Raw genomic sequence first — 19,322 nt, 5'->3', positions numbered from 1 at the left:
CAAACGCGCCTGAAACAACAAGGGAGCCAGTGGCTCCCTTGTTGTTTTCAACGCACGGTTTACAGCAGGAACAGGGTCGCCAGCCCGAGGAAGATAAAGAAGCCGCCGGTGTCGGTGATGGCGGTGATCATCACGCTGGCACCGACTGCCGGGTCGCGGCCGAGGCGGGTCATGGTCATGGGGATAATCACCCCCATCAACGCCGCCACCAGCAGGTTGAGCATCATGGCGAGCGTCATCACGGCGCCGAGCGCCGCATCCTGATAGAGCAGATAGGTGGCAATGCCCATGGTGCCGCCCCACACCAGCCCGTTGATAAAGGCGACGCCGAGTTCCCGCAGCAGCAGGAAGGAGAGGTTGCCCGCCTGAATGTGCTGCAACGCCAGCGCCCGCACTATCATGGTGATGGTCTGGTTGCCGGTGTTGCCGCCGATCCCGGCGACGATGGGCATCAGCGCCGCCAGTGCTACCAGCTGGGAGATGGTGTGCTCGAACAGGCCGATCACCCGCGAGGCGACAAAGGCGGTGCAGAGGTTGATGGCAAGCCAGGCCCAGCGGGTCTTGACCGCCTTGGAGACGGGCGCGAACACGTCTTCATCCTCGCTGATACCCCCCATCCGGCGCAGGTCGGTGTCACTCTCCTCATAGACCAGATCCACCACCTCTTCGACGGTGAGGCGGCCCATCAGCTTGCCCTTGCCATCCACCACGGCGGCGGAGAGCAGGTCATCCCGCTCGAAGGTGCGGGCCGCCGCTTCGTCGTTATCCTCCGGATCGAAGGTGACCGGATCTCGCTCCATCACATCGCTCACCAGGGTAGCGGGCTTGTGCAGCAGTACAGTGGTGAGGGCCAGCTCCCCCAGCAGGTGGTTGCGCCGATCGATGACGAACAGCTTGTCGGTGTTGGCGGGGATCTTGCCGCGCAGGCGCAGATAGCGCTGCACCGTGGCGAGCGTCACCTCGGGGCGGATGGTGATGATCTCGAAGTCCATCATGGCGCCGACGGTGTGCTTGCCGTAGCGGATCACCTCCCGCACCCGATCCCGGTCGGCGGGGGCCATATAGGTGAGCAGCCGCCCCATCAGGTTGCGCGGCAGGTACTGGCCCAGATAGATCTGGTCGTCGATATCCAGGGTGCGCAGGGCGTGCAGCAGCTCCTTGTCGCTCATCCCGCTGATGAGGCTGTCCCACACCGTCTCCGACGCTTCGACCAGGATCTGGCCGCGCTTCTCCTCCTCCACCAGCGCCCACAGGGCATGACGCTCATCGGGCGGCAGCGACTCCAGCGCATCGGCGACGTCGGCGGCGGGCAACCCGTTGACCAGCGCAGTGAGTTCGCTGGTCTGATCGCGCTGCTCGGCATCCTGCACCACCTGCGGGTCGAGCAGGCTGTCGGTGAGGGCATCATCGCGCAGCAGCAGGCTGAGAATGCGGGATCTGTCATCCGCGCGCTGCCTGGCGCTGTTCTTGATGGGAAGAGACATGGGATGAATTCCTGAGATGGTAGCCAAGGGCTCAATGCCCATAGGATACCAGACTTAAAACAACAGGTTATGACCGTGATGGGAGAAGAGGGGGGTAAAAGTGAGGCCACCTGCTGGTGGCCTCATGGTGAGTTGCCGATGATCCCTCAGGCGAGGGCTCGCTGGCGCTGCGGGGCCTCGCCAAACCAGGCGAGCCGGTCGGCCAGGGTCACCACCGAGCCCACCATGATCAGGGCAGGACTCTCGACCCCCACCGCCAGCGCGGGTAGCTCATCGAGAGTGCCGCGAATGACCCGCTGGCAGGGTTGGGTGCCGCGCTCGATCAGCGCCACCGGGGTGTTGCCTGCCTTGCCGTGGGCCAGCAGCTGCTCGCGGATGGTGGCGCAGGATGAGAGCCCCATGTAGAACACCAGCGTCTGTTTGTCCTTGGCGAGCAGCGGCCAGTCGAGATCCCGGGCGCCCCCCTTGCCGTGGGCGGTGACGAAACGCACGCTCTGGGCGTGATCGCGGTGGGTCAGCGGAATACCGGCGTAGGCGGCGCAGCCGCTGGCCGCGGTGATCCCCGGCACCACCTGAAAGCCGATGCCGCTGCCGACCAGCGTCTCCAGCTCCTCGCCGCCGCGACCGAAGATAAAGGGGTCGCCCCCCTTCAGCCGCACTACCCGTTGCCCCTTCTGCGCCTCTTCCAGCAAGAGCTGGTTAATCCCCTCCTGCGGTACGCAGTGGTTGCCCGCCTGCTTGCCGACGAAGATGCGCTTGGCATCCCGGCGCACCAGGGCCATCACCTCATCGGAGACCAGCCGGTCATAGACCACCACGTCCGCCTGCTGCATCTGGCGCAGGGCGTGCAGGGTGAGCAGGCCGGGATCGCCGGGGCCAGCCCCCACCAGTACCACTTCGCCAGCGCTCTGGCGCTCGTCGGCAAACAGGCTGTCGGCCAGCTGGTGGGCAGAGGCGCTATCGCCCCGCGCCAGCGCCTGCCCGAGCCGGTCGGCCCCGAGCAGCCGTTCCCAGAAGCGGCGCCGCTCCCCCATGCTGGCGAAGCGCGCCTTGACCCGCTCCCGCAGGCTGCCGGCAAAGGTCGCCACGGCGCCCAGATGCTGGGGCAGCAGGGCTTCGAGTTTTTCCCGCAGCAAGCGGGCCAGCACCGGCGCCTTGCCACCGGAGGAGATGGCCACCATCAGCGGCGAGCGGTCGATGATCGACGGCATGATGAAGCTGGAGCGTTTCGGGTCATCCACCACGTTGGCAAAGATCCGCGCCTGATTGGCGCTCTGGTAGACCAGGGCATTCACCTCGCGCCGATCGGTGGCGGCCACCACCAGCCACTTGCCCGCCAGTTGCTGCGGCGCAAATTCGCCGGCCAGCCACTCGATGCTGCCGTTGGCCGCCAGTTCCGCCAGCTCTGGGTCGAGCTCGGGGGCGACCACGGTGAGGTGGGCACCGGCATCCAGCAGCAGGCGCGCCTTGCGCTCCGCTACCTCGCCGCCGCCGACCAGCAGCACGGGTTTGTTGTCGAGTCGGCAAAAGATGGGCAAGTAGTCCATGGGGCCTCCTGATCAGGCGGTTTGGGTCTGGCTGGCGGTGCTGGTGGTCTCGCTCACCGCGACCGGGCGCTCAGCCTTGGGGGTGGCATACCAGTAGCCGAGGCCCATGAAGAGGGCGCCGGAGACGGTGTTGCCCAGCGTCACCCACAGCAGGTTGTGGCCGATGCCGCTCAGGGTGTAGGCATCCGAGTGGGCACCAAACCAGGAGAGGGCGAACAGGGTCATGTTGGCGATGGAGTGTTCGTAGCCGGAGGCGATAAAGGCCAGCAGGCACCACCAGATGGCGATGAACTTGGCGGCACCCTCGGTGCGCAGCGCCATCCAGATGGCAAGGCAGACCAGCCAGTTGCAGAGGATCCCCTTCATAAACAGGGTCAGGGCAGGTGCCTGGGTTTTGGCCAGCGCCACCTTGTGGGCCAGACTGCCCGCGTCCGGCAGCAGGCTGCCGCCGTAGGAGTAGATCAGCGCCACCAGGATGGAGCCAATCAGGTTGCCCGCCCAGGTCTGCGGCAGGATACGCAGCAGGTCGGCCATGGTGATTTTGCCGGTCTTCACCCCGAAGGTGAGGAACATGGTGTGGCCGGTAAACAGCTCGGAGCCGGCGATGATCACCAGGGTCAGAGCGATGCCGAAGGTGGCCCCCATCACCAGCGGCCGGATGGCGGGATCCACCAGATTGCCGAGGGTGAAGATGAGGATGATGCCAAGGCCCACATAGGCCCCCGCCATGGCGGAGCTGAGCCAGAAGCCGAGCTTGTCGCTGCGCTCGAAGCGGTTGATGCGGGCCGCGTTGGCGGCGCACTTGTTAATGGTTTCGGTATACATCTTTGTTTCCTTCAAGAGGGCCGCCCGCGGGCAGCCCTGACTGTTTTTTAACCCCCTCCCTGCCTCCCCCTTGTCAAGGGGGAGGGGCTTTTTGCTCCCTTCCCTGTGAAGGGGAGGGCCGGGGTGGGGTCTGGTGTTAGACGGCGACCCAGACCTGCTGGTCGCGCACTTCAACGGGGTAGCTCTGCACCGACATCTCAGGGTTGTCGAAACAGTGGCCGTCGCTCAGGCGAAAGCGCTGCTTCTTGAGCGGGCTGGCCACCCAGAGCTCGCCGTCGTGTTCGCAAATCAGGCCCCGCGACAGCACGTTGGCGGCGAAGAAGGGATCCCGGTTGTCGATGGCGAACACCTCGGCGGCCGCGCTCGGGCGGAACAGAGCGATCTGGCGACCTTCAATGAGTGCACAGACGCCGGTGCCCGGCAGGATGTCGTTGAGTTGGCAGGCAAGTTTCATCATTTGGTTTCCACCTCGATCTGGTAGACGGGGATGCGCTCGGCCGGGGTCGCCGGTCGGTGCTGGTCGCGTTCGCTGACGAACTGCACGTCCGGGTCGCGCTTGTCGCTGTTGATGAAGTGGCTGAAACGCTTGAGCGCTTCCTCTTCATTGAGGGTGCGCGACCATTCGCACTCGTAGCTGTCGATGAGGGTCTGGATATCGCGTTCCAGCGTGTCGGCCAGCCCCAGCTTGTCGTCGACGATCACCTCGCGCAGGTAGTCGACGCCCCCTTCCAGATTGCCGAGCCAGACCGAGGTGCGCTGCAGTTTGTCGGCGCTGGTGACGTAGAACATCATAAAGCGGTCAATCAGCTGGATGAGGGTCTCGCGGTCGAGGTCAGACGCCAGCAGGTCGGCGTGGCGCGGCTTCATACCGCCGTTGCCGCCCACATAGAGGTTCCAGCCCGCGTCGGTGGCGATGATGCCGACATCCTTACCCTGGGCCTCCGCGCATTCGCGGGTACAGCCGGAGACGCCGAACTTCATCTTGTGCGGGGTGCGAATCCCCTTGTAGCGGTTCTCGAGGAAGACCCCGAGGCCAACGCTGTCCTGCACGCCGAAGCGGCACCAGGTGCTGCCGACGCAGGTTTTGGCCATGCGCAGTGCCTTGGCGTAGGCCTGACCGGTCTCGAATCCGGCCGCCAGCAGCTTGCGCCAGATGGCGGGCAGATCGTCCTTCTGGGCCCCGAACAGACCGATGCGCTGGGCGCCGGTGATCTTGGTGTAGAGCTTGTAGTCGCGGGCCACTTCGGCCACCGCCAGCAGCCCTTCCGGGGTCACTTCACCGCCCGCCATGCGCGGGATGACGGAGTAGCTGCCGTCCTTCTGCATGTTGCCGAGGAAGATGTCGTTGGTGTCCTGCAGCGGGGTGTTGCGCGGGCTCAGCACATGCTCGTTCCAGCAGGAGGCGAGGATGGAGGCGACGGTCGGTTTGCACACCTCGCAGCCATAGCCCTGACCGTGTTTGGCCAGCAGCTCGTCGAAGCTCTTGATCCCCTCCACCTTGACCAGATGGAACAGCTCCTGACGGGAGTGGGGGAAGTGGGCGCAGAGGTGGTTGTTGACCTCGATGCCCTGCTTCACCAGCTCGGCGTTGAGCACCTGACTGATGAGCGGCACACAGCCGCCGCAGCCGGTACCGGCCTTGGTGTGCTGTTTGATGGCGGCCAGCGTGGTGTGACCCTCGGCTACGGCCTTGGCGATGTCCCCTTTGGAGACGTCGAAGCAGGAGCAGATCTGGGCGCTCTCCGGCAGGGCATCCACCCCCAGCGTCGGTTTGGCTCCGGCGTAGGCGGGCAGGATCAGGGTGTCCGGGTGGCTCGGCAGCGGCAGGGCGTTGAGCATCATCTGCAGCAGGTTGCCGTAATCTTCCACGTCACCCACCAGCACGGCGCCGAGCAATCGGCTGTTGTCCTCGCTCACCACGATCTTCTTGTAGACGCCAGCCTGATCGTCCTGAAACACATAGCTGTGGCTGCCCGGAGTGCGGCCGTGGGCATCACCGATGGAGCCGACGGAGACGCCGAGCAGCTTGAGCTTGGCGCTCATGTCCGCCCCCTCGAAGCGGCTGTCGCCGCCCTGCAGATGGTCGACGGTGATCTGGGCCATCTTGTAGCCCGGTGCCACCAGCCCGAAGAAGCGGCCCTGCCAGGCGGCGCACTCGCCGATGGCGTAGATGTCGGGGTCTGAGGTGAGGCAGTGAGCGTCGATGACGATGCCGCCGCGCTCGGCGATGGCGAGATTACCGTAACGGCCAAGGGTATCTTGCGGACGGATACCGGTGGAGAAGACCACCACATCCACTTCAAGCTGGCTGCCGTCAGCAAAGGCGAGGCGGTGTTTCGCCTGCTCGCCGCCATGCATCAGGATCTCGCTGGTGCTCTTGCTGGTGTGTACCTGCACCCCCATGGATTCAATCTTGCGGCGCAGCAGCTGGCCGCCCTGACCGTCGAGCTGCTCGGCCATCAGCACAGGGGCAAATTCCACCACGTGGGTCTCGAGACCCAGCGCCTTGAGGGCGCCGGCGGCTTCGAGGCCAAGCAGGCCGCCACCGATCACCACCCCGCTCTTGCCGCTCCTGGCGGCGCTGCGGATGGTTTTCAGATCCTCGATGGTGCGATAGACGAAGCACTCATGGTGCTGACTGCCCTGGATGGGCGGCACCCAGGGGTAGGAGCCGGTGGCCAGCACCAGCTTGTCGTACCCGACCACAGTGCCCTTGTTGGAGTGCACTTCGCGGTTGGCCCTGTCGATTTTTTTCACCGCTTCGCCGAGCAGCAGGCGGATGCCGTGCTTGTCGTAGAAACCGGGTTTGACGAGGGAGAGATCTTCGCTGGTGTGATGGGAGAAGTAGGAGGATAGATGGACGCGATCGTAGGCGGGACGGGGTTCTGCACCGAAGACGGTGATCTCGTAGTGGCCCGGGTCGGCCCGCTCGATCAACTCTTCGATGAAGCGGTGCCCCACCATGCCGTTACCCACAACGACCAGTCTGACTTTGCTCATGATTGCCTCTAGTTTGGAGTAATAAAACATCATTCTGGGGCTAGGCTACCCAGTCAGTCGGGGCGGGCAATTGATGCAAATCAAGTGTCTATTTATATATCTCGTCAGGGGTAATTCGATAAAATTCAAAGATATACAAAAATAGGTATACCAGTTGATGATTTCTGCGCTGGCTTGGAGTTAGGGATGGCTGAGAGCAAGAGCGCTTTAGCAAAAGCCGGGGAGTGAAAACTTCTGTCGGAAAAAGGCCGGTCTCGCACTGGGCGAGACCGGCATGAGCTGATCAAGGCGGCACGTCAGGCGATATGGCGGCGGAACATGGCGAGCGCCAGCGACAGGGTGACGCCGGCGATGGCGAGCAGCGGCCAGAGCAGGGGCCAGGCGGCCGACCAGTCAAACCCCTTGAGGAAGACCCCCTTGAGCAGCACGATGAAGTGGGTGAGGGGGTCGATGGCCGCCAGCCACTGGAACACCTGCGGCATGTTCTCCACCGGCGAGATGTAGCCCGAGAGGATCACCGCCGGTACGGTGAAGGAGAAGACCCCGAGAAAGGCCTGCTGCTGGGTCGAGCAGAACGACGAGATGAAGAGCCCGATCCCGGCCAGCGCCAGCCCGTAGCAGACCATGCCCGCCATCAGCAGGCTGAGGCTGCCGGCAAAGGGGAGGTGAAAGACAAAACGGGCGGCCAGCGCGACTATGCACCCTTGCCCCACCGCCACCATGATGCCGGGCACCGCCTTGCCCGCCATGATCCAGCCTGCGGTGAGGGGGGAGACCAGCAACTGATCGAAGGTGCCCTCTTCCCGCTCCCGCGCGACCGAGAGGGCGGTGACAATCAGACAGCCGGTGGTGGTGATGATGGCCACCAGCGCCGGCAGGATATGCCAGTGGAACTCGACGTTGGGGTTGTAGAGGTTGCGTACCGCCAGCTCGGGTTGCCCCTTGCCCTCACTTTGCCAGCGGGCGATCACCTGACTGATGTAGCCCGCCGCCACCTGACCACCGTTGGAGCGGCGCCCGTCGATGATCAGCTGCACCTTGGCCGGTTCGCCGCGCGCCAGCCGGCGCGAGAAATCCCCCGGAATAATCAGCCCGAGCAGCGCCTGCTGCCCGGTGATGGCCTCGGTCATGCCCGCCTCGCCCTGCACCGGGATGATAGTGGTAAAGGCGGGCATATGGGTGAGGCGCTCCAGCAGCTCGCGGCTCTGGGCACCGCCATCCTGGTTGTAGATGGCCAGCGTGTTGCCGGTCACCTCCAGCGTGGCGGCGAACGGGAAGAGGGCGGTTTGCAGCAGCACCGGCATGATGAGCAGAAAGCGCCCCTGAGTATTGCCCATCAGGGCCTGCAGCTCTTTTCGGATCAGCCACCAGAGTCGGATCAGCATGGGTTACTCCAGAGTGCGCCGCGTCTTGCGGGCGGTCAGGGCCAGCCAGAAAGCGGCCAGCAGCAGCAGACAGAAACCGTTGACCAGCAGGATCGAGAAGACGCTGCCCGCCTGATAGAGGGTCTGCAGGGAGCTCGCGAAGTAGCGGGCCGGAATGAGGTGAGTGATGGCCCGCAGCAGCGGCGGCATGCTGGCGATCTCGAACACGAAGCCCGACAGCATCACCGCGGGCAGAAACGCAGCGATCAGCGCCGCCTGTGCGGCGTTGAACTGGCTGCGCATCACGGTGGAGAGAAACAACCCGAGCCCGAGGGCGCTGCCGAGAAAGACGCTGGTGACCAGAAAGAGCAGCAGCAGGGAGCCGCGCCATGGCACACCCATTACCGCCACCGAGAAGAGCAGGCAGAGCAGCATGGCAATGATGCCGAGGCCATAGTAGGGCAGCAGCTTGGAGAGCAGCAGCTCCCCCTTGGTGACCGGGGTGGCGAGCAGCGCCTCCATGGTGCCGCGCTCCCACTCCCGCGCCACCACCAGCGAGGTGAGCAGGGCGCCTATGATGGTCATCACCACCGCAATGGAGCCCGGCACCAGAAAGTTGCGGCTCACCAGCGCCGGGTTGAACCAGGCGCGGCTCTCTATCGACACCGGCATGGCTACCCCCTCGCCAGCGAGCCACCCCTGCCAGATCCCCTGCACATAGTTGGTGACGAAGTTGGCGGTGTTGGGCTCGGAGCCATCGGTCAGCAGCAGCGCCTGCGGCGTGCCATTGCCCTGACCGGCCAGCGCGCGGGAGAAGCCGTCATCGATCACCAGCAGGCCGCGGATCTCGCCACGGGCCAGACTGGCGAGCAGGGACTCCTTGCTCGGGCCGCGGTGGATCTCCAGCGCGGTTGAGCCGCGCAGGGCCTGCTCCAGCCGCACCGCCGGGGCGCCGCTGTCGGTACGCCAGATGCCGAGGCGCAGATGGTCCACATCGAGATTGATGGCGTAACCCATCACCACCAGCAGCACCACCGGCATGATGAAGGCGATGAGGATGCTGCTCGGGTCACGGATGATTTGCAGCGTCTCCTTGCGGCAGAGGGCCAGCAGTCGCCGACGGTTGATGCTCATGCTTCCTCCTCGCTGGCCCGTTCGACCAGGGTGATAAAGGCCTCTTCCATTGTTGGCAAAGAACAGGTCGGCAAGGAGCCGGTTGGCAGAGAAGTCGCCGCCTCTTTGGCGGCCAGCCCCTTGAGATCGTCCGGAGTGCCGAGCGCCAGCAGCTTGCCGCGATAGATGAGGGCGATGCGGTCGCAATACTCCGCCTCATCCATAAAGTGGGTAGTGACCAGCACGGTGACGCCGTGGTCGGCCAGCGCGTTGATGTGCGACCAGAACTCGCGCCGGGTCACCGGATCGACCCCGGAGGTGGGCTCGTCGAGAAACAGCAGCGGCGGCTCGTGCAGCAGGGCGCAGGCCAGCGATAAGCGCTGGCGCAGGCCGAGTGGCAGGGATTCCGCCTTCTGATCGAGCCAGGGGGCGAGGGCAAAGGCAGTCACCATGGCGTCGATCCGCGTCTGCTGGTGGCGGCCGAACAGGCCGTAGATACCGGCGAAGAAGGAGAGGTTCTGGGCCACGGTGAGCTGCTTGTAGAGGGAGAACTTCTGCGCCATGTAGCCGAGGCGCTGGCGCGCCGCCGAGGGGCTGTGGGCCAGATCGATGCCGGTCACCAGCGCCTGTCCCTCGCTCGGGCGCAGCAGGCCGCACTCCATCTTGAAGGTGGTGGACTTGCCCGCCCCATTGGGGCCGAGCAGGCCGAAGATCTCGCCGCGGCGCACCGCAAAGCTGACATCATCGGTGGCGGCAAAATCGCCGAAGCGCTTGGTGAGGTGGCGCGCCTCGATCACCGCCTCGGGGGAGACTCCCTGCGGCAGTTCGGCTTCCCGCATCCCGGCTGCCAGACTCGACTCCCCGCCGGGGCCGCCGCCGAGCAAGTCGATAAAGGCATCCTCCAGCCGAGGCTGGGCTGGTTGAAAGGCGCCGTTGGCCAGCTGTAGCTCCGGGAGCGGCGGGGGCGTCATGCCCGGGTGCAGCAGCAGGCGAACCCGCTCCCCCGCCACCGCGCCATCCATCACCGCCCGGTGAGCCAGTGCCCGGCGCAGCAGGGCGCGCCGCTCGCGGCCATCCAGTTGCCCCGCCTCCAGCAGCCAGCAGCGGCTGGCCATGGCTCCCATCAGATCGGCCGGGGTGCCGCTGGTGCGCACCTCGCCATCCGCCATCAGCAGCACGTGGTCGCACAGCTCCGCCTCATCGAGATAGGCGGTACTCCAGAGCACCGTCATCCCCCCTTTTGCCAGCTCGCGAACCATCTGCCAGAGGGCGCGGCGGGAGATGGGATCTACCCCGACCCCCGGTTCGTCGAGCAGCAGCACATCCGGGGTGCCGAGCAGGGCGCAGGCCAACCCGAGCTTCTGCTTCATCCCGCCAGAGAGCTTGCCTGCCGGCCTTGCGGTGAAGCGGGCAAGATCGGTGAAGGCGAGCAGCCGCGCGAAGGTGGGCGTGCGTTCGGGCTCCAGTACGCCGCGCAAGTCAGCGTAGAGGGTGAGGTTCTCCAGCACGCTGAGATCCTCGTAGAGGCCGAACTGCTGGGGCATGTAGCCGAGGCGCTGACGCAGCAGGTCCCCCTCGCTCACCGGGTCCAGCCCCAGCACCCGGATGGTGCCCGCTTCGGGGATCAGCAGACCGGCCAGCAGGCGTAGCAAAGTGCTCTTGCCCGCGCCGTCGGGGCCGACCAGCCCGGTGATGCCGCCAGCCGGAATGGTGGCCGAGATGGCGTTGAGGGCGACCCGCTCACCAAAGCGTTTGGTGAGCCCCTCGAGGGAGATGGCGCAGCTCATGGGGCCAGCCTGACGGTGACCGGCATCCCTTGGCGCAGGGCCGGGTCTGGATCCTGTACCACGATGCGCAGCCGGTAGACGAGGTGAGTGCGAAGATCCGGCGTCTCCACCGATTTCGGGGTGAACTCGGCGGTCGGCGAGACAAAGCCCACCACCCCGTGATAGGGCTGATCGGGCCGCGAGTCGGTGGTGAGGGTCACTTTGGCGCCGCTCGGGAAGTGACCGAGCCAGGGCTCCTCCACATAGGCGCGCACCCAGACCGGCGCGGTCAGGGAGAGATTGAAGGCGGTCGCTCCGCTCTGCACCATGCTGCCGTTCTCGATGGCGCGACTGATGATGATGCCATCGCTGGGGGCGGTCAGGGTGGCATCCGCCAGCGCCAGTTCGGCACTGGCAAGCGCCGCTTTGGCCCCTTCCAGCTGGGCATCGGACTGGGCGATTTCCTCCGGGCGGTAGCCGGTTTCGAGCTGGGCGAGCTGTTCGCGGGCGGAGCGCACCTGCGCCTGGGTCTGATCCCGCTGGGAGCGGGCAGTATCGAGCTGACCGCGGGAGATGGCGCCGGTGGCCGCCAATGCGCTCTGGCGGCGCCACTGCTGGTCGGCCTCCAGCGCAGCGGCTTCGGCGGCGGCGAGTGCGGCTCGGGCACGGTCGGTCTCTTCGCTGCGATAGCCTTTGTGGATCAAGGTGTTGGCGGCCGTGAGCGCAGCCAGATTGGCGCGAGCGCTGTCGCGGCTATGGGTGAGGGGAACCGGATCGAGGCGGGCCAGCAGTTGACCGGCTTTTACCCTATCCCCCTCATCGACCAGCACCTGATCGACGCGGCCGCCGACCCGAAAGGCCAGATTGACGTCGCGAATATCGACGTTGCCGTAGAGGATGGAGCCGTCGGCGGGTCGCCCCTGCCACCAGAGGTAGCCACCGATAACGGTTAGCAGCAGGGCTGCGATGGCAATGCGTTGCTTCATACCGCTTCTCCTTGAGGATGGCTCTGCAACCAGAGGTAACCACTGAGAACGGCCAGCAGCAGAGCTACCATCGCGATACGTTGTTTCATGCCGCTTCTCCTTCTTTCATGTCGGTGGGGCGCAGGCCGCGCAGGGCCCATACCAGCCGCTGTCTGGCGGCCTCGGGGTTGTCTATCTGGCTGATAAAGGGGGCGGCCTGTTCAGGCAGCCAGCCGAGCTGACGACCGCTGCCGGCGATCACCAGCGGCAGGCCGACCGACCCCATGATGAAGATCATCAGCTGGAGCGGGTGACCCGCGACCAGCGACCCTTCCGCCTGTGCCATCCGTACCTGTTCGATCAGCAGCAGGGGATGGCGGCGCGGCAGGCTGAGCAGAAAACGCTGGGCCGCCCCTTCGCCTGCCAGCGCATCGCCAAACAGGTGGTTGATAAAGCCGCGCTGGCGCGCCACCAGCCCAATCAGCGCCTCCATGGTGGCCTCGAACATGGCGATGGCAGAGGGGTAGGAACCTTTGGCTGCCACCGATTTGAGCTCGTCATAGAGGGGGGAGTACCAGAGCTCTACCAGCTCATCGATAAAGGCGTCGCGGTTGCCGAAGTGGTAGACGAAGGAGCCGAGGTTCACCTCGGCCGCCGCCGCCAGCTCGCGCACCGTCAGGCCGCGCAGCCCCTTCTCGGTGGCGATGGCGAGGCCGGTATCGAGCAGTTTCTGCCGGGTTGGATTCATCGTTCTGGTTCCTGTTGCACAGATTTTGATCTGATTTATACGTATGTATAAATCAATCGAGCAGAAGTGAACAGATCTTTTTTTGAGCAAATTTCAGCAGGGATGAAAAACGGTGGGCGTTGGCAAGAGGACGTTTCGAAACGGCTTGGGATTGAACGGGTTGCCGCAGGTGGTGGAGAAATAAAAACGCCTCCACAAGGGAGGCGTTTTCAGGTCCATCGATCGCGCTTACAGAATAAAGCGGCTCAGATCCTCATCCTCGACAAGCGCACCGAGATGGGCGTTGACGTAGTCGGTGTCGATGACAAAGGTCTCGCCGGACTTCTCGGAGGCGTCGTAGGAGATATCTTCCATCAGGCGCTCCATCACGGTGTGCAGACGACGGGCACCGATGTTCTCGGTACGCTCGTTGACCTGCCAGGCCGCTTCAGCCAGACGGCGGATGCCATCCTTGGTGAACTCGATGTTGACCCCTTCGGTGGCCATCAGCGCCTTGTACTGATCGGTCAGCGAGGCGTTCGGTTCGGTCAGGATGCGCTCGAAGTCATCTGTGGTCAGGGCGGTCAGCTCGACCCGGATCGGCAGACGGCCCTGCAGCTCGGGGATGAGGTCGGACGGCTTGGCGATCTGGAAGGCGCCGGAGGCGACAAACAGGATGTGGTCGGTCTTGACCATGCCGTGCTTGGTGTTGACGGTGCAACCTTCAACCAGCGGCAGCAGGTCGCGCTGTACCCCTTCACGGGAGACATCGGGGCCGGAGCTTTCGCCGCGCTTGCAGATCTTGTCGATCTCGTCGAGGAAGACGATGCCGTTGTTCTCGACCGCAGCAATGGCTTTCTGCTTCAGCTCTTCCGGATTGACCAGACGGGCCGCTTCCTCTTCGATCAGCGCCTTCATGGCCTCTTTGACCTTGATCTTGCGCTTCTTCTTCTGGTTCTGGCCCAGGTTCTGGAACAGCCCCTGCAGCTGGTTGGCCATCTCTTCCATGCCCGGTGGGGTCATGATTTCGACGCCCATCGGGGAGGCGGAGAGCTCCAATTCGATCTCCTTGTCATCCAGCTGACCTTCCCGCAGTTTCTTGCGGAAGATCTGGCGGGTGTTGGAGTTGTCGGCTTTCTCTTCCTCACCCCAGGTGTTGCGCGGGTTGGGCAGCAGGGCGTCGAGGATGCGCTCTTCGGCGGCTTCCTCGGCGCGGTATTTCATCTTCTCCATCTCGGTTTCGCGCACCAGCTTGATGGCGGCATCGGTCAGATCGCGGATGATGCTGTCCACTTCCTTGCCGACATAGCCCACTTCGGTGAACTTGGTCGCTTCCACCTTGATGAAGGGGGCGTTGGCCAGCTTGGCCAGACGACGGGCGATCTCGGTCTTGCCGACCCCGGTCGGGCCGATCATCAGGATGTTTTTCGGGGTCACTTCATGGCGCATCTCTTCGTTGAGTTGCATCCGGCGCCAGCGGTTGCGCAGGGCAACGGCAACGGCGCGCTTGGCATCGGCCTGACCAATGATGTGTCTGTCCAGCTCGTGGACGATTTCTCTCGGGGTCATCTCGGACATGATGGTGTTCCTGTATCCGGGGCGGGCAGTGCCCACCCCTTGGGAAATTGGGTTTGGCTGGCGGCCTTATTTGGCTGCGTAGTCCAGCACTTCGATGGTGTGGTTGCCGTTGGTGAAGACGCAGATGTCGCCCGCAATCTTGAGGGACTTCTCGACAATGGTCCTGGCATCCAGCTCGGTGTTTTCCAGCAGCGCGATGGCGGCGGACTGGGCGAAGTTGCCGCCGCTGCCGATGGCGATGAGATCGTGCTCCGGCTGCACCACGTCACCGTTGCCGGTGATGATGAAGGATTTGTGTTCGTCAGCGACCGCCAGCAGCGCTTCGAGGCGGCGCAGGGCGCGATCGGTGCGCCAGTCTTTGGCCAGCGCCACGGCGGCGCGCTCCAGATTACCCTGATGGGCCTGCAGTTTGGCTTCGAAGCGTTCGAGCAGGGTGAAGGCATCGGCGGTACCGCCAGCGAAACCGGCCAGCACCTTGCCGTTATAGAGGCGATGAACCTTGCGGGCGTTGCCCTTCATGACGGTGTTGCCAAGAGAGACCTGGCCATCGCCACCGATGACGACCTGACCGTTGCGGCGAACTGAAACTATGGTAGTCACTTTACTTACCTCGCTTGAGCCGAATGACGGCCTGACTGTGCATGGCAAGAAAGATGGGGATGGCAAACGGGCTTTTCAACCCTGCCTTTGGTCGGGATAAACGGGGTAGTAAAGAGCGTGGGTGCGAGTGACACCAAAAGAACAGGGCCGGGTGTTGCCACCCGGCCCTGCGTCATCGGTAAGCGGATTACCCTTTCTTGGGAATGCAGCCGCTGATGCCGGAGCTCTGCAGCTTGCTGTTGGCCGCGTCGGCGGCCGCCTTGCCGTTGAAGGGGCCCACCATCACCTTGTAGACGGTGCCGTTGGCGCCATTGATCACCTGCAGGCTGGAAGAGAGGCCAGCGGTGAAGGCGATACGCGCCTTGAGCGACTCTGCGGAATCCTGCGAGCGCAGGGCGGCGCACTGCATCATATAGCGACCGCTGTCGGCGGCTGCGGTCTGGGCTGGCGGAGTGGCCGCTTTGGCCTTGGCCGCTTCGGCCCGCTCCCGTTCCAGCTCGGCGCGGATCTCCCGCTCCATCCGTTCCCGTTCGGCCTTGCGGTCGATCACCTGCTCTTGCGCGCTGGCAACCGGTGCACCGGAGGTGGAAGGGGTGGTCGCCGGATTGGGCTGATAGGGCTTGGGCTGGCCGATGGGTGTTCCCGGTTGGGGAATGTCGGTCGGCACCGGCTGCGGCAGTTTTTCCGGTTGCAGGGTCATGGTATCTGCCGGTGGTGGCGGCAGCACACCCGGCTGGGTCGGCGGCTCTATGATATCGACCTGCTTGTTCTCAAGCCGTTCGATGTAGCTCCACTTCTCCTGAGGCAGCCCGTTATTCTGCGCTTTTGGCTTGTTGGCCTTTACCTGCTCCTCAATGGTGGGGGCATCGTTGCCCTTGCCATTGATCATGTAAAGGAAGCCACCAAAGCCTGCCAGCAGTGCCACGACCAGCAGCACTGGAATAACAGGAAAGCGGCGAGGGGCCGCTTTCTTGGTATTGCGGCCACCCGCCCGACGTCGCGGGCGGCTGCCGACATAATCCCGGGTTGCCATCTATTACATGCGCTCCAGGGTATGGATGCCCAGTACGCCGAGGCCCAGTTTCAGCACCTTGGCGGTGGCGGCGCACAGCAGCAGACGGCTCTGACGGGTTGCTTCGTCCACGCCATCCTTGTTGATCGGGCAGGCTTCATAGAAGGTCATGAAGTTGCCGGACAACTCGTACAGGTAGGTACAGAGCAGGTGCGGCATGCCTTTGTCGGCCACACCGTTGACCGCGTCGGAGAACTGGATCAGTTTCTGGGCCAGCACCTCTTCGGCCTCTTCGTTAAGGGTCACGTTGCCGGTCAGGGTAGCGGCATCGATGTTGGCCTTGCGGAAGATGGACTGGATACGGGTATAGGCGTACTGCAGGTAAGGGGCAGTGTTGCCTTCAAACGACAGCATCAGATCCCAGTCGAAGATGTAGTCGGTGGTGCGGTTCTTGGAGAGGTCCGCATACTTGACTGCGCCCATGGCGATGGCGTTGACCACATTGGCCTTCTCTTCGGCAGAGAGGTCGCTGTTGCGGCTCTCCAGCAGGGCAGCGGCGCGCTCTTCCGCTTCGTTCAGCAGGTCAACCAGCTTGACGGTACCACCGGAGCGGGTCTTGTAGGGACGACCATCCTTGCCCAGCATCATGCCGAAGGCGTGGTGCTCAAGCGGTACGGATTCCGGCACATAGCCCGCCTTGCGGGTGATGGTCCAGGCCTGCATCAGGTGCTGGTGCTGACGGGAGTCGATGAAGTACATGACACGGTCGGCGCCCAGGGTCTCATAACGGTATTTGGCACAGGCAATGTCGGTGGTGGTGTAGAGGAAACCGCCATCGCTCTTCTGGATGATGACGCCCATGGCCTCGCCATCCTTGTTCTTGAACTCGTCCAGGAAGACAACGGTGGCGCCTTCGCTCTCGACCGCCAGCCCCTTGGCTTTCAGGTCGGCCACGATCTCCGGCAGCATGTCGTTGTACATGGACTCGCCCATGATGTCCTTGTTGGTCAGGGAGACATTCAGGCGGTCGTAGTTGATCTGGTTCTGTTCCATGGTCATGTCGACCAGCTTCTTCCACATGGTACGGCAGTACTCATCGCCGCCCTGCAGCTTGACCACGTAATTACGGGCGCGCTCGGCGAAGGCTTCGTCTTCGTCGTAGCAACGCTTGGCCTGGGTGTAGAAGGCTTCCAGATCCTTGAGCGCCATGTCACTGGCGTGTTCGTTGGACATCTTCTCCAGATAGGCGATCAGCATGCCGAACTGGGTACCCCAGTCACCGATGTGGTTGGCACGGATCACTTTGTGGCCGAGGAATTCCAGCGCGCGCGCAGCCACGTCACCGAGTACGGTGGAGCGGATGTGGTGCACCGCCATCTCTTTGGCCACGTTGGGGGCGGAGTAGTCCACCACCACGGTTTGTGGCGCGGGCAACCGTACGTTGGCGTTGGCAGAGGTCACCATGGCTTCGACCTGACCGGCCAGCCAGCGCTGGTCGAAGAAGAAGTTGATGAAGCCGGGGCCGGCGATCTCGACCTTGGCGATCAGGTCGGAGGCAGGCAGGTGCTCGATGATGGCAGCCGCCAGCTCACGGGGATTCTTGCGGGCCGGTTTGGCCAGCAGCATGGCCAGGTTGGTAGCCAGGTCGCCGTGAGCTTTTTCCTTGCATCGGTCTACTTGCACGCGGGCTTCCAGGTCCGCCGGCAGGACGCCTGCTGACTTGAGATTGGCTACCGTTTGTTCAAGTAGATGATGAATATGCTCTTTCATAACTGACCACCAAGGTTGCGCGTCGAAAAATGACTGATATATAAGGGCGTGAATTTTACCCGCATCGGCCCGAGAAAACTATAGGGATGACCCGCCGCTCGCTGTCGGGCGGATATTTCACTGCGTTTAGCGCCATATTCCAGAATATTGGGCGGAAATTACGGTGCTTATCCATTTCTACTGCATATCGAAGCGGCTTGTCCAGGCTATTTTCCCCTGATTGTTAAGGGTTTTTCCTTTCCGATGACGGGAATGATCTCCTCCCTCTGGCCCGGCGTATCAACAGAGGTTCCCAACCGAGGAGTTTGCGATGCGACTGGCGCTGTTTCCCCTATCTGCCCACCTGCTGCCCGGCGGCATCATGCCGCTGCGGATCTTCGAACCGAGATACCAGCGGATGATCGCCGAGGCGGGGGAGTCCGGCTTTGCCCTCTGCATGGTGGACCCTCGCCAGCCCGACGCCCTGCGCAACATGCTGCCCATCGCCACCCGGGTCACCATCATCGATTTCGACCGGCTGCCGGACGGCATGCTGGGGATCACGGTGCAGGGGATGGAGCGTGTGCAGATAGAAGATCTGTGGCAGGAGCCCGATGGCCTGCGTATCGGCGAGGTGACGCCGCTGACGGCCTGGCCGCCCCGCCGGCTCCATCCCGATCAGCAACCGCTGGTCGAGGCATTGCGAGAGGTGTTTGCCGACTATCCCGACTATGCCGCCCTCTATCCCGCCCCCCGCTGGGACGATGGCAACTGGGTGGCCCAGCGCTGGCTGGAGGTGTTGCCGATCCCCCCTGAACAGAAACAACTGCTGCTGGCCGCTGCCGACAATCAGCCCGCCATCGCCCTGCTCAAGGGGGTACTGGTGGCCAGTCACTGATTTTTTCTGACCCGCTGATCCGCCACTGCCGCAGCGCCGTACAAGTCATCACCACAGCATGTTCGACAGCACACCAAAGGGATGGCGCAATGGCATATACTGGCCAACCACACTCGACCATACGCAGGACCTCGCCCGTGATGGATAACCCGGATGGCGACCTCAAATCTCTGCTGATCAGGGTGGCAGAGCAGGCCGACAAGGCTGCTTTTGCCCGCCTGTTCCAACACTTTGCGCCGCGTATTCGCAGCTACGGCCTGCGCCACCTCGGCAGCGAAGCCAACGCCATGGAGCTGGTGCAGGAGACCATGCTGCTGGTGTGGCAGAAGGCGCGCCTCTACCACCCCGAGAAGGGGGCGCCGACCACCTGGATCTACACCGTGATGCGCAACCAGTGCTTCGACATGCTGCGCCGTCGTCGCGCCAGCAAGGAGGATCTCTGTGCCGAGGAGCTGTGGCCGGTGCTGGAGTTTCAGGCCGAAGAGGAGCACCTGAGCGGGGGGGAAGATGCGGTGCTGACTCGTCAGATGGCCCATTATTTGGGCACCCTGCCGGAGCCGCAACAGCAGGTGGTGCGTGGCATCTATCTGCAGGAGTTCTCCCAGCAGGAGTTGGCGGAACGACTCGGCGTGCCGCTCGGTACCATCAAGTCCCGCCTGCGGCTGGCGTTACAGAAACTGAAAGAGCAAGTGGA

General features: G+C 63.7%; 16 protein-coding genes. 2 read left to right on the top strand and 14 right to left on the bottom strand.

Annotated elements, in window-relative coordinates:
• Positions 1 to 59 precede the first annotated feature (59 nt).
• The 14 genes from mgtE to argS all read right to left on the bottom strand — a co-directional run bounded on the left by mgtE (position 60) and on the right by argS (position 17,751).
• A complete protein-coding gene (gene mgtE, locus AACT07_RS20430; RefSeq protein ID WP_069529777.1) occupies positions 60 to 1,484 on the bottom strand; it encodes a magnesium transporter in 1,425 nt (474 codons plus the stop codon).
• A gap of 146 nt (positions 1,485 to 1,630) precedes the next feature.
• Positions 1,631 to 3,031: a siroheme synthase CysG gene (gene cysG / locus AACT07_RS20425; RefSeq protein ID WP_069529776.1), complete on the bottom strand. Its 1,401-nt coding sequence runs from the start codon at positions 3,029 to 3,031 to the stop codon at positions 1,631 to 1,633.
• Positions 3,032 to 3,043: 12 nt separating this feature from the next.
• Complete coding sequence (gene nirC / locus AACT07_RS20420) at positions 3,044 to 3,856, bottom strand: nitrite transporter NirC (protein ID WP_069529775.1); 813 nt, start codon at positions 3,854 to 3,856, stop codon at positions 3,044 to 3,046.
• 136 nt (positions 3,857 to 3,992) lie between these two features.
• Positions 3,993 to 4,310 carry a nitrite reductase small subunit NirD gene (gene nirD, locus AACT07_RS20415; protein WP_029314869.1) on the bottom strand — a complete coding sequence of 106 codons (318 nt, stop codon included), beginning with the start codon at positions 4,308 to 4,310 and terminating at the stop codon, positions 3,993 to 3,995.
• Positions 4,310 to 6,856: a nitrite reductase large subunit NirB gene (nirB, locus tag AACT07_RS20410; protein ID WP_069529774.1), complete on the bottom strand. Its 2,547-nt coding sequence runs from the start codon at positions 6,854 to 6,856 to the stop codon at positions 4,310 to 4,312. Before nirB ends, nirD begins: the two co-directional genes overlap by 1 nt.
• A gap of 296 nt (positions 6,857 to 7,152) precedes the next feature.
• Entirely contained in the window at positions 7,153 to 8,241 is a 1,089-nt protein-coding gene (locus tag AACT07_RS20405; RefSeq protein ID WP_005355575.1) for an ABC transporter permease, read from the bottom strand.
• Positions 8,242 to 8,244: 3 nt separating this feature from the next.
• Complete coding sequence (locus tag AACT07_RS20400) at positions 8,245 to 9,354, bottom strand: ABC transporter permease (protein ID WP_069529773.1); 1,110 nt, start codon at positions 9,352 to 9,354, stop codon at positions 8,245 to 8,247.
• The gene (locus AACT07_RS20395) at positions 9,351 to 11,120 is read right to left on the bottom strand and encodes an ATP-binding cassette domain-containing protein (protein WP_069529772.1); all 1,770 of its coding nucleotides are present in this window, start codon (positions 11,118 to 11,120) and stop codon (positions 9,351 to 9,353) included. The genes AACT07_RS20400 and AACT07_RS20395 overlap by 4 nt, the downstream gene beginning before the upstream one ends.
• Complete coding sequence (gene hlyD, locus AACT07_RS20390) at positions 11,117 to 12,085, bottom strand: secretion protein HlyD (protein ID WP_069529771.1); 969 nt, start codon at positions 12,083 to 12,085, stop codon at positions 11,117 to 11,119. The genes AACT07_RS20395 and hlyD overlap by 4 nt, the downstream gene beginning before the upstream one ends.
• An 85-nt stretch (positions 12,086 to 12,170) precedes the next feature.
• A complete protein-coding gene (locus tag AACT07_RS20385; protein WP_069529770.1) occupies positions 12,171 to 12,812 on the bottom strand; it encodes a TetR/AcrR family transcriptional regulator in 642 nt (213 codons plus the stop codon).
• A 228-nt stretch (positions 12,813 to 13,040) separates the two neighbouring features.
• Entirely contained in the window at positions 13,041 to 14,369 is a 1,329-nt protein-coding gene (gene hslU, locus AACT07_RS20380) for an HslU--HslV peptidase ATPase subunit (RefSeq protein WP_005340773.1), read from the bottom strand.
• A 66-nt stretch (positions 14,370 to 14,435) separates the two neighbouring features.
• Positions 14,436 to 14,969, bottom strand: coding sequence for an ATP-dependent protease subunit HslV (gene hslV / locus AACT07_RS20375; protein WP_005342555.1), 534 nt, complete (start codon positions 14,967 to 14,969; stop codon positions 14,436 to 14,438).
• Between the two features lie 187 nt (positions 14,970 to 15,156).
• Complete coding sequence (locus AACT07_RS20370) at positions 15,157 to 16,002, bottom strand: SPOR domain-containing protein (RefSeq protein WP_005340771.1); 846 nt, start codon at positions 16,000 to 16,002, stop codon at positions 15,157 to 15,159.
• Between the two features lie 3 nt (positions 16,003 to 16,005).
• Positions 16,006 to 17,751, bottom strand: a complete 1,746-nt coding sequence (argS, locus tag AACT07_RS20365; RefSeq protein ID WP_069529769.1) for an arginine--tRNA ligase — start codon at positions 17,749 to 17,751, stop codon at positions 16,006 to 16,008.
• Positions 17,752 to 18,061: 310 nt separating this feature from the next.
• Between argS and AACT07_RS20360 the strand changes: the two genes are divergently transcribed.
• Both AACT07_RS20360 and AACT07_RS20355 read left to right on the top strand, forming a co-directional pair.
• Positions 18,062 to 18,628, top strand: coding sequence for an LON peptidase substrate-binding domain-containing protein (locus AACT07_RS20360; RefSeq protein WP_069529768.1), 567 nt, complete (start codon positions 18,062 to 18,064; stop codon positions 18,626 to 18,628).
• Between the two features lie 140 nt (positions 18,629 to 18,768).
• A partial coding sequence (locus AACT07_RS20355; protein ID WP_069529767.1) for a sigma-70 family RNA polymerase sigma factor occupies positions 18,769 to 19,322 on the top strand: 554 nt, incomplete at its 3' end.

Origin of the sequence: Aeromonas sp. ANP5, assembly GCF_963870295.1 — a bacterium.
Lineage (GTDB): Bacteria > Pseudomonadota > Gammaproteobacteria > Enterobacterales > Aeromonadaceae > Aeromonas > Aeromonas veronii.
The sequence above is the reverse complement of the archived record's forward strand: the minus strand, read 5'-3'. Positions and strand labels throughout refer to the sequence as shown.